The sequence below is a fragment of the Bradyrhizobium sp. BRP22 genome (genome assembly GCF_020194175.1).
Lineage (GTDB): Bacteria > Pseudomonadota > Alphaproteobacteria > Rhizobiales > Xanthobacteraceae > Bradyrhizobium.
The window spans coordinates 146,649-157,863 of record NZ_JADYVX010000016.1; the positions used below are offsets into that span (position 1 = coordinate 146,649).

Below are 11,215 nucleotides of genomic sequence, written 5' to 3' on the forward strand. Positions count from 1 at the left end.
CGCGCCTCGTCCGCCATCCGCAACCTGGCGTCCCCTGCGATGGAGGATAGCCCGAACCGGCAGATGCCCGAAGCGTTTTTGGCGGCAGCAGATGCGGCGATCTCGTCGAATTGGCGATGGCTTCGATGCTGCCTCGCGGCTTAACCGGGCACTAACCCTATCGCGCAATGGCGCAATTTCGTGCGGAATACGCGCCATTAGTGTGGCCGTGGCATCGCTGCGCGCGGTGCGGGAAAGTTGCCGCGCACGCATGGCTGATTTGCCCTTTCGATTTGCTTTTCGCCCCGCCCACGCCGTCAGACGGTATTGCGGGACGCGCAAATTCGCCTTCCAAAGAGGCATGTCCAACGCCGGATTCCAATTTGGGGCGCGCAGAAGATACCATTTTTTCAGACACTTATCGGAGAAAACTGGCCGGCGGGAGTGCGTGTGGGGCAAAAAGTCGATGCCGAAGATGCGGCCAAAAACGGCTAAGAAACTGAAGCGCAGGGTGGCGGCGAGAATTCCCGGCCGTCCGGTCAAACCCGGCCAGAGGCTCACAGGCAGCAAGCGGCGCATCCCGTCCGAGATCGGCGAGATCGTGCGCAAGCGCGCCGAGGCCGAGGCTGCAATCGCAGATGCGCGCCGCTCCAACGAGCGGCTGCGCGAAGCGATCGACATCCTGCCGCAGGGCATCGTGTTCCTCGACGCCGAAGGCCGCTACATCCTCTGGAACAAGAAATATGCCGAGATCTATAGCCGCAGCTCCGATCAGTTCGAGCGCGGCGCGCGGCTGCAGGATACTTTGCGGGTCGGCGTCGCCCGCGGCGATTACCCCGAGGCGGTCGGCCGCGAGGAGGCGTGGATCGCCGAGCGGCTGGAGAAGCTCTATCAGCCCGGCGAGCGGCATGAGCAGAAGCTCGCCGACGGCCGCGTCATCCTGATCGAGGAGCGGCTGACGTCGGACGGCGGTGTCGTCGGTCTGCGCGTCGATATCACCGAGTTGAAGCAGCGCGAGGCGTCGTTCCGCCTGTTGTTCGACGGCAATCCGGTGCCGATGATCGTCTGCTCGCTCGACGGCGAGCGCATCCTTTCCGTCAACGATGCCGCGGTCGAGCATTATGGCTTCAGCCGTGCCGAATTCGAGAAGCTCACCATCCGCAGCCTGCAGGCGTTCGACACCGAACTGCCATGGATCGGCGGCCGCGACGGCGACGAGCAGGCGGCGCGGACCTGGAAGCACGTGCGGGCCGACGGCACGTTGATCGATCTGGCGATCTATTCGCGCGAGTTGATGCATGGCGACCGGCCGGCGGTGCTGCTGGCGCTGATGGACATGACCGAGCGCAAGCGCGCCGAGGCGCGGCTTGCCTTCATGGCCCAGCATGACGGGCTGACCGGCCTGCCCAACCGCAATCTGTTGCGCCAGCAGATGGACGACATGCTGCTGCACACCCGCCGCAGCGCCGAGAAGGTTGCGGTGCTGGTGCTCGGCCTCGACAGTTTCAAGGCCGTCAACGATACGCTCGGCCATGGCGTCGGCGACAAGCTGTTGCGCGGCGTTGCAAAGCGCCTGCGTTCGACTTTGCGCGAGGAAGATGCGCTGGCCCGTCTCAACTCCGATGAATTCGCGATCGTGCAGGGCGGCGTGTCGCGTCCGGAGGATGCGGTGCTGTTGGCGAAGCGGCTGCTCGAGGCGATCGGCGAACCCTATCTGCTCGACGGCCATTCCATCGTGATCGGCGCCAGCATGGGCATTGCGATGTCGCCCGGCGACGGCGATGACTCCGAGAAACTGCTCAAGAGCGCCGACATGGCGCTGTCGCGCGCCAAGGCCGAATTCCGCGGCACCTTCTCCTTCTTCGAGGCCGAGATGGACGCGCGCGCCCAGACCCGCCGCAAGATCGAGATGGACTTGCGTGACGCGATCCAGAACGACGGCTTGCGGCCTTTCTACCAGCCGCTGGTCGATCTCTCGACCGGCCGCATCACCGGCTTCGAGGCGCTGGTGCGCTGGCCGCATCCCGAGCGCGGCATGATCTCGCCCGGCGAGTTCATCCCGGTCGCGGAAGAGACCGGCCTGATCAATCCGCTCGGCGGTTTGATGCTGCGGCGCGCCTGCATGGATGCCGCGCACTGGCCGGATGATGTCCGCGTCGCCGTCAACCTCTCGCCGCTGCAATTCCGCACCGGCAATCTGCTCTCGCTCGTCACCGATGCGCTGCGCCAGTCAGGATTGCCGGCCCGGCGGCTCGAGCTTGAGATCACCGAGACGCTGCTGCTCGAAAAGAGCAGTCAGGTGCTGGCCACGCTGCACGCGCTGCGCGCGCTCGGCGTGCGCATCTCGATGGACGATTTCGGCACCGGCTATTCCAGCCTCAGCTATCTGCGCAGCTTCCCGTTCGACAAGATCAAGATCGACCAGTCCTTCGTGCGCGACCTCGGCTCCAACCGCGACGCGCAGGCGATCGTGCGTTCGATCATCAGCCTCGGCAAAGGCCTCGGCGTCACCATCACCGCCGAGGGCGTCGAGACCGAAGCCGAGCTGAGCTGCCTGCGCGCCGAAGGCTGTCACGAGGGCCAGGGTTTCCTGTTCAGCCGCGCCAGGCCCAATTGCGACATCGTCAGCCTGCTGCAGGCCCAGCGCGGCGAGGCCACCGACGAAGCAGCACTGGTGGCGTAAGCCGAGGTCTTCGATCGTCATTGCGAGCGCAGCGAAGCAATCCATGTCTCAGCGCGTGGCACTATGGATTGCTTCGCTGCGCTCGCAATCACGGAGGGCTTACTTCGCGCCCGCCACCTTCCGCTTGTTCAGATGATACGTCAGCGCCAGCGCCACGCAGTGGCGCAGCTTGGCCTCCGGCAGCGCTTCGCTCGCATCGAGCAGGATCGCGCGATTGCCGCTGAAGTGCAGCTCCGGATAGAGCTCGCGAAACGTCTCGACCAGATTGGTCTGGCAATGGAAGTAGACGGCATATTGGCCGGCGACCGATTTCACCTGGTCGATCCGGATCGTGCTGCCGCTGCCGGTCTCCGGCGTCAAATAGCTCGGCTGGCCCCACTTCAAAGTCTCTTCAAGCGCGCCGACGCCCTTTGTCGCCCTGGCGGTCGCGAAAATCAGCCGGCGCAGCGCCTTCAGCCTGGCTCTGACCGGCTGGGGATAGGCCTCGAACACCGCCTCCATCGCGCCGTGCGCGCCCGCGCGCTTCAAGGACTTTTTGCCGGCTTTCTTCACCATCGCTCACCGTGTCGTCGGCGGTCCCCCGAGATTCCCTGCGAGGATCGCGCGGCCGGCGTCCTCGTAATGGGTGTCGCGGGCCTGGATCTGCTGCGCGATCGCGTGCATGTCGCGGAAGCGGCGCTCGAACCTGTTGGCGGCGAACACGGCCGTGGCGCCGGCCATGTGATAGGCGGTGTCGACCACGGCGGCTGATTGATGGATGGTCCAGGTCGAGGCGACGCGCAGCGCCACGCGATGGCCTTCGGTGAGCGCATCTCCGTGCTCGAGATCGCGCCAGACCTCTGCTGCGGTCGCATAGAGATAGGCGCGGGCGGCGCGCAGGCTCGCCTCGGTGCGGCCGATCAATCCCTGCACCGCATTGTTCTCGCGCATGGCCTTCAACCCTTGCGGCGTCTTGCCGCGCGAAAGCTCGATCGCCGCATCCAGCGTGGCGCGCGCGACGCCGAGTGCGGTCGCGGCAAAGCCCATGCCGAACACCATGTTGGTCGAAAGCTTGTACAGCGGGCCCTGTTCGCGCAAGGCCGAAGGATCGTCGCGCAGCGCGGCGAATTTCTCCGGGATGAAGAGATTCTCCACCGAATAGGAATCAGTGCCGGTGCCCTTCAGCCCGATCACGTCCCAGACGTCGTACATCGTCGCGCTGGCCGCCGGAAACAGGATGGTGCGGATTTCAGCCGAGCCGTCCGCCTTCTTGCGCGGCGAGCCGTCCTGTTCGACCACGCGCACATGCGCTCCGAGCCAGCTTGCCTGCCGCGAGCCTGACGCAAACTCCCAGCGCGCATTGGCGAGATAGCCGCCCGGCACCACCTTGACCTCGTGCGCGATCGCGCCCCAGGCCAGAATGCCCGGCGCGACGTTGAAGATCTCGTTCGCCGCGTCAGGCTCGAGATAGGCCGCGGTCATCGCGCAGACGCTGCATTGCCCGAGGCACCAGGCGGTGGAGGCATCGGCCTTGGCGATCTCCTCCTGCATCTGCATGAACGCTTCCAGCGTCGCCTCGCTGCCGCCAAAGCGTTTCGGCAACAGCGCCCGGTACAGGCCGTTGTCGACCAGCGCGGATGTCACCGCGGCCGTCAGCCGCCGCGTCCGTTCGATCTCGTCGGCATCTTTTGTGATCAACGGCGCCAGCGCACGCGCCTTCGCGACGAGATCGAACCCTTCCACCTTGCTCATGCGTTTCCTCGCTGTTGTTGTTTTTGAGCGGGAACGCGATGGTGGCCTATTCGGTGGGAGAGGGCAAGGTGATGCCCCCGGGTCGTTCCGGGGCGCGCGCAGCGCGAACCCGGAATCTATTTCTCCGCCCGTGCCAGTGGCCCGTTGGATTCCGGGTTCTCGCTGACGCGAGCCCCGGAATGACAGCGTCTCAGCTATCGACCTTCAGCGCGGCAATGAAGGCTTCCTGCGGGATGTCGACCTTGCCGAACTGCCGCATCTTCTTCTTGCCTTCCTTCTGTTTCTCCAGAAGCTTGCGCTTGCGCGTGATGTCGCCGCCGTAGCACTTCGCGGTGACGTCCTTGCGCAGTGCGCGCACGGTCTCGCGGGCGATCACCTTGCCGCCGATCGCGGCCTGGATCGGGATCTGGAACATGTGCGGCGGGATCAGTTCCTTCATCTTCTCGACCATGGCGCGGCCGCGGCCTTCGGCCCGGGTGCGGTGCACCAGCATGGAGAGCGCATCGACCGGCTCGCCATTGACCAGGATCTGCATCTTCACGAGATCGGCCGGCTTGTAATCGGTCAGATGATAGTCGAACGACGCATAGCCCTTGGATACCGATTTCAGCCGGTCGTAGAAATCGAACACCACCTCGTTGAGCGGCAAATCGTATTTCACCATCGCGCGGCTGCCGACGTAAGTGAGCTCCTTCTGCGAACCGCGGCGGTCCTGGCACAGCTTCAGCACACTGCCGAGATAGTCGTCCGGGGTGAGGATGGTGGCCTCGATCCAGGGCTCGTCGATCTCGGCGATCTTGACCACGTCGGGCATGTCGACGGGATTGTGGATCTCGATCTCGCTGCCGTCGGTGAGCTTCATCTTGTAGATCACGCTCGGCGCGGTCGCGATCAAATTGAGATCGAACTCGCGCGACAGCCGCTCCTGGATGATCTCCAGGTGCAAGAGCCCGAGGAAGCCGCAGCGGAAGCCGAAGCCAAGGGCGGCCGAGGTCTCCATCTCGAACGAGAAGCTGGCGTCGTTGAGCCTGAGCTTGCCCATCGCCGCACGCAAGGTTTCGAAATCGTCGGCATCGACAGGGAACAGGCCGCAGAACACCACCGGCACCGCCGGCTTGAAGCCCGGCAGCATTTCCTTCACCGGGTGGCGGTCGTCGGTGATGGTGTCGCCGACGCGCGTATCGGCGACTTCCTTGATCGCGGCGGTGATGAAGCCGATCTCGCCGGGGCCGAGCTCGTCCACCTGCTGCATCTTCGGCGTGAAGAAGCCGACGCGCTCGATGTCATAGGCGGCACCGGTGCCCATCATGCGGATGCGGCTGCCCTTCTTCATCACGCCGTCCACGACGCGGATCAGGACGACCACGCCGAGATAGACGTCATACCAGCTATCGACCAGCAGCGCCTTCAGCGTGGCATCCTTGTCGCCCTTCGGCGGCGGCAGGCGGGTGACGATGGCTTCCAGCACATCGGGCACGCCGAGGCCGGTCTTGGCCGAGATCATCACCGCGTCGGAGGCGTCGATGCCGATCACGTCCTCGATCTGCTGCTTGACCTTCTCGGGCTCGGCCGCCGGCAGGTCGACCTTGTTCAGGACCGGCACGATCTCGTGGTTGTTGTCGAGCGCCTGGTAGACATTGGCGAGCGTCTGCGCCTCGACCCCCTGGCTGGCGTCGACCACGAGCAGGGAACCTTCGCAGGCCGCCAGCGACCGCGAGACTTCGTAGGCGAAGTCGACATGGCCGGGCGTGTCCATCAGGTTGAAGATGTAATCCTTGCCGTCCTTGGCGCGGTATTTCAGCCGCACCGTCTGCGCCTTGATGGTGATGCCGCGCTCGCGCTCGATATCCATGGAATCGAGCACCTGTTCCTTGCCCGCCATCTCGCGCTCCGACAGGCCGCCCGTCATTTGGATCAGGCGGTCGGCCAGCGTCGATTTTCCATGGTCGATATGGGCGACAATGGAGAAGTTGCGGATGTTCGGAATAGGGACGGTCGTCATGGGGCGCGAGATAGCATTCGCACCCCGAAGCGGCAACCATTCCTTCACGTCAAGCTGATTTCATTCGCCCGAAAAACAGGCTAGGCAGGCTGCATGCCAACTGCATCGACCCTGCCCATTGCGGCGCGCACCAGGCGGAAATACTCGATCTCGCGCCTGGCGGCGTGGCTGGCGGCGCGCGCGACCGATCCCGTCACCGGATTGTGGTTCGTCACCGGCTTTGCGCTTGCCCATGCCGTGCTGTGGACGCTGATCCTGGTCAATCTGAAATCCGCGCAGGACATCCATATGGATGTCGCGGAAGCCTTCGCCTGGGGCCAGAAATTCCAGCTCGGCTATGGCAAGCATCCGCCGCTGTCGGGCTGGGTTGCCGGCCTCTGGTTCCGCATCTTCCCGGTGACCGACTGGGCGACCTATGCGCTGGCGATGGCGGTGGTCGGCGTCAGCCTCGTGGTGTGCTGGCTGATCGCGCTCCGCGTCGTCGACCGCCGCCGCGCCTTCTTCGTCGTGGTGATGCTCGCGCTCTATCCGATCTTCAACTTCAAGGGCTACAAGTACAACGCCGACCTGCTGCAGCTTGCGACGCTGCCGCCGGTCGTGCTGGCCTATCTCTACGCGTTCGAGAAGCGCACTGCGATTTCGGGCATCTGGCTTGGCCTTGCCGGCGCGCTGGCGCTGATGACCAAATATTGGGTGCTGACCATGATCGGCGCCATCGGCCTGGCCGCGCTGATCCATCCCGAGCGGCTGCGCTTCCTGGCCTCGCCGGCGCCGTGGGTTGCGATCGCAACGCTGATCGTGGCGATGATCCCGCATATCGTCTGGCTGAGCGAATCCCATTTCGCACCGCTGACCTATGCCGGAGATGTCTACAGCATCGACAATCGCGCGGTCAGTCTGTACCTGGTGAACGGCTATATCAGCCACAATATCGGATTGCTCGCCGGCTGCATCGTGCTGGCGGCGCTCGCGCTCGGCTGGAGCGCGCTGGTGCGGCGGCCGTCGACCTTGTTCACGCGCAACTGGTCATTTGGGCCGAATCCCGGCGTCAATCTCTCGCAGGCGCTCAACGTCTGGATCATCCAGCTCATCGTCGCGATCGGGCCGCCGCTCGGCGCGCTGTTCTTTGAAATCTATATCAAGACCGACTGGGGCATCTCGCTGTTCTTCCTGACGCCGCTGGCGCTGGTTGCGATCCCCTGGCTGCGGATCCCGAAGATGGCACTGTTTCGGATCAGCGCGATCTGGTTCGGCATCACCATCGTCGTGCTGTTTGCGTCGCCGACCATTGCCGAGCGCGAGATCGCGGCCAATCCGAACAGCGTGGCGACCTATGGCGCGCGCGCCGAGTTGGCGCGCGAGCTCACCGAAGCCTGGCACCGCAAATTCGCCTCGCGCTGGTCCGTGGTGGCCGGCACCACGGAGGTGATCATGCCGCTGGTGTTCTACAGCCCCGATCATCCCGCGCCGTTTACGCCGGGCGAGATCTGGAGCAATGGACTCGCCAGCGAAGCGGAAGCCAAGCGCCTCGGCTTCATCGGCGTGTTCGATCCCAATGACGGTCGCCTGCCGGCATTCGAGAGCTGGATCGACAAGAACGCGCCGCACGCCGAGCGCCTGATCATGACCACGCGCCGCTTCTTCCACGGCCACCCCGGCCCCGCCGTAAGCTGGAAAGTCTACATCGCGCCGCCTGCGCGGTAATCGTACGGTCGGTTAGCGCAGCGTAACCCACCCATTCGTGTGCGCCACAGACTCATCCTCATCCCGAGGAGCCGCGAAGCGGCGTCTCGAGGGATGGGCCGCGGACTCCTCACTCTCCGTCATTCCGGGACGCGCGAAGCGCGAGCCCGGAATCCATTGCGCCTCATACCCCGGCGGAGAACTGGATTCCGGGCTCGTCCTTCGGACGCCCCGGAACGACGGCGGAGAGAAATTCGCGAGCGTCGTCGTAATCCAAGACACGCAACGCCTCCCCACCCGCCCGCATGACGAGTGCCCGTTTGCGCTGGTTGATCGGGCGGCGTCCTCTCTCCATAGTGCGCGCAACAGCGGGGTTCCCAGCCGGGCGCCTTGGAATGGGAACGTCGATGACTGCCACATCCGCCGAGGAGATCGCCGACGACGCGCGGGCGCGCGCCAATGTGCTGCGGCTGGCTGCGGCGCAGGCGCTGACCGGCGCCAACTCGGCCGTCATTTTCGCGACCGGCTCGATCGTGGGCGCGACGCTGGCGCCCAGCGTCTCGCTGGCGACCGTGCCGCTGTCGACGTATGTGCTGGGGCTTGCCGCCGGCACGCTGCCGACCGGTGCGATCTCGCGCGCCTATGGACGCCGCGCGGCCTTCATCATCGGCACCGGCTGTGGCGCGCTGACCGGCGCGCTCGGCGCCTTCGCCATTCTGCGCGGCGCGTTCTGGCTGTTCTGCGTTGCGACCTTTCTCGGCGGGCTCTATGGCGCGGTGGCGCAATCCTATCGCTTCGCCGCCGCCGACGGCGCCAGTGCCGCGTTCCGGCCGAAGGCGGTGTCCTGGGTGATGGCGGGCGGCGTGTTCGCCGGCGTGCTCGGTCCGCAGCTCGTGCAATGGACCATGGACATCTGGCCGCCTTATCTCTTCGCCTTCAGCTTCGTGGTGCAGGCGGTCGTCGCCCTGGTCGCGATGGCGGTGCTGGCGGGCGTCGATGCGCCAAAACCCGCCGCGGTCGATCTGCATGGCGGCCGGCCGCTGCTCGAGATCGCGCGGCAGCCGCGCTTCATCGCCGCCGCACTATGCGGCATCATCGTCTATCCCATGATGAACCTAGTGATGACCTCGGCGCCGCTCGCGATGAAGATGTGCGGCCTCTCGGTCAGCGATTCCAATTTCGCGATCCAGTGGCACATCATCGCGATGTACGGCCCGAGCTTCTTCACGGGATCGCTGATCGCCCGCTTCGGCGCGCCGCGCATCGTCGCGCTCGGCCTCTTGCTCGAGGCGCTTGCGGCGACGATCGGGCTCTCCGGCCTGACCACGCTGCACTTCTGGGCGACGCTGATCGCGCTCGGCGTCGGCTGGAATTTCGGTTTCGTCGGCGCCTCCGCACTGGTGCTGGAGACGCACCGGCCGCAGGAGCGCAACAAGGTGCAGGCGTTCAACGATTTCCTGGTGTTCGGAACGATGGCGATCGGCTCGTTCTCATCAGGCCAGTTGCTTGCCAGCTACGGCTGGTCGGCGGTCAATCTTGTGGTGTTCCCGCCGGTGTTGCTAGGGCTCGCCGTGCTGGCGATCGTATCGTTCGCGAAGCGGCGCGCGAAGTTGCGCACCGTCGATGAGTATCCGGAACCAAGTATCTGAGGACTTGCTGACATCTGCTGACAATTCGGCGCAGATCGAAATGATGGCCAGGCGTTTCTGCTAACACGCGTGATGGCGTAACAAACGACAAGCAAGAACCGTGGACGCATCAACTCACACCAGCACCGACGAGACCTCGCTCCGCTACGACGGCTGGCGCATCGTGGTCGTCTGCTTCCTGCTCGCGACCTTCGGCTGGGGGCTCGGCTTTTACGGCCAGAGCGTCTATGTCGCCGAGCTGCAGCGCATGCACGGCTGGCCGGCGTCGCTGATCTCGTCGGGCACCACGTTCTTCTATCTCGCGGGCGCAGGGCTGGTCGTCTTCGTCAGCGAGGCGATCAAGGCGTTCGGCCCGCGCGCCTGCCTGGTCGCAGGCACCTGCGCCATGGCCGCGGCGGCGCTCGCCGTCGGACAGGTGCGCGAGCCCTGGCAGCTCTATCTCGCCGACGCCGTGCTCGCCTTCGGCTGGGCCGGCACCAGCCTCGGCATGATCACCAACACGCTCGGCCTGTGGTTCGACAAGAAGCGCGGCATGGCGATCAGCCTGGCGCTGAATGGCGCGAGCTTTGGCGGCATCGCCGGCGTGCCGCTGCTGGTCGCGGGCATCGGCTTTTTCGGTTTCTCCGGCGCGATGACCGCGGCGGCCATCGCGATGGTCGTGCTGATGGTGCCGGTGATCCTGATCTTCGTCGGCCAGCCGCCGGCGCATATCGAGGCGGTGGCGCTGTCGGCCGCCGGAGGGCCGTCACCGACGCAGATCCGCGCCCGCGCGCTGCGCGATCTCGGCTTCCTTTCGGTGACGATCGCGTTTGCCTTGGTGCTGTTCGCCCAGGTCGGCTTCATCGTGCACCTGATCGCGTTCCTGGATCAGGTGATCGGCCGCGAGCGCGCGGCGCTGGCGATGGCGCTATTGACCGCGATGGCGGTGGTCGGGCGCGTGAGCTTCTCCTTCGTGATCGACCGGCTCAATCAGCGATTGGCGTCGGCGTTGTCCTTCGTGAGCCAGGCGATAGCGCTGCTCGTCATCATCAATCTGCGCAACGAGTGGGCGCTGGTTGCGGCCTGCGCCCTGTTTGGCTTCTCGGTCGGCAATCTGATCACGCTGCCGGCCTTGATCGTACAGCGCGAATTCGACCCGCGCTCGTTCGGCGTGCTGGTGAGTCTGGTCACGGCGATCAACCAGATCACCTATGCGTTCGGCCCGGGCGTGGTCGGCCTGTTGCGTGATGTGTCGGGCAGCTACGCCTTGCCATTCTACGGCTGCATCGCGCTCGAATTGATCGCGGCCGTGCTGGTGATGATCCGCGGGCGTCCTGGTACGTAGCTTCACGATGGCTGCCACGCACACCACCCTCATCCTGAGAGCCTGACTCAAAAAAGCGTAAGACGTCTTCAAGGTCTGGCCAGGCGGCGAATTAGGAGCCTCAGATGGGCGATGAGCAGCCATGCGAGCTCAGTGGCAGCAGAGCCTTCGAAGTCTTTGGAGAG

General features: G+C 65.1%; 7 protein-coding genes and 1 pseudogene. 4 read left to right on the forward strand and 4 right to left on the reverse strand.

What is annotated here, in order from left to right:
* The first annotated feature begins 445 nt into the window (after window positions 1-445).
* On the forward strand, window positions 446-2,662 hold the full coding sequence (locus I6F35_RS20965) for an EAL domain-containing protein (protein WP_225119560.1): 2,217 nt from the start codon (window positions 446-448) through the stop codon (window positions 2,660-2,662).
* A gap of 99 nt (window positions 2,663-2,761) precedes the next feature.
* On the opposite strand, the gene I6F35_RS20970 is transcribed toward I6F35_RS20965, so the two are convergent.
* The 3 genes from I6F35_RS20970 to lepA all read right to left on the reverse strand — a co-directional run bounded on the left by I6F35_RS20970 (window position 2,762) and on the right by lepA (window position 6,395).
* Window positions 2,762-3,217 carry a DUF1801 domain-containing protein gene (locus I6F35_RS20970; RefSeq protein ID WP_225119561.1) on the reverse strand — a complete coding sequence of 152 codons (456 nt, stop codon included), beginning with the start codon at window positions 3,215-3,217 and terminating at the stop codon, window positions 2,762-2,764.
* Between the two features lie 3 nt (window positions 3,218-3,220).
* Window positions 3,221-4,393: an acyl-CoA dehydrogenase family protein gene (locus tag I6F35_RS20975; RefSeq protein ID WP_225119562.1), complete on the reverse strand. Its 1,173-nt coding sequence runs from the start codon at window positions 4,391-4,393 to the stop codon at window positions 3,221-3,223.
* Window positions 4,394-4,583: 190 nt separating this feature from the next.
* Complete coding sequence (gene lepA, locus I6F35_RS20980) at window positions 4,584-6,395, reverse strand: translation elongation factor 4 (RefSeq protein ID WP_225119563.1); 1,812 nt, start codon at window positions 6,393-6,395, stop codon at window positions 4,584-4,586.
* 93 nt (window positions 6,396-6,488) lie between these two features.
* On the opposite strand from lepA, the gene I6F35_RS20985 reads away from it, so the two are divergent.
* The 3 genes from I6F35_RS20985 to I6F35_RS20995 all read left to right on the forward strand — a co-directional run bounded on the left by I6F35_RS20985 (window position 6,489) and on the right by I6F35_RS20995 (window position 11,051).
* Window positions 6,489-8,099 carry a glycosyltransferase family 39 protein gene (locus I6F35_RS20985; RefSeq protein WP_225119564.1) on the forward strand — a complete coding sequence of 537 codons (1,611 nt, stop codon included), beginning with the start codon at window positions 6,489-6,491 and terminating at the stop codon, window positions 8,097-8,099.
* Between the two features lie 386 nt (window positions 8,100-8,485).
* Window positions 8,486-9,727, forward strand: a complete 1,242-nt coding sequence (locus I6F35_RS20990) for an MFS transporter (RefSeq protein ID WP_225119565.1) — start codon at window positions 8,486-8,488, stop codon at window positions 9,725-9,727.
* 100 nt (window positions 9,728-9,827) lie between these two features.
* Window positions 9,828-11,051, forward strand: a complete 1,224-nt coding sequence (locus I6F35_RS20995) for an MFS transporter (RefSeq protein WP_225119566.1) — start codon at window positions 9,828-9,830, stop codon at window positions 11,049-11,051.
* Window positions 11,052-11,119: 68 nt separating this feature from the next.
* On the opposite strand, the pseudogene I6F35_RS21000 reads toward I6F35_RS20995, so the two are convergent.
* A pseudogene (locus I6F35_RS21000) lies at window positions 11,120-11,215 on the reverse strand (IS5/IS1182 family transposase); the annotation flags it as partial.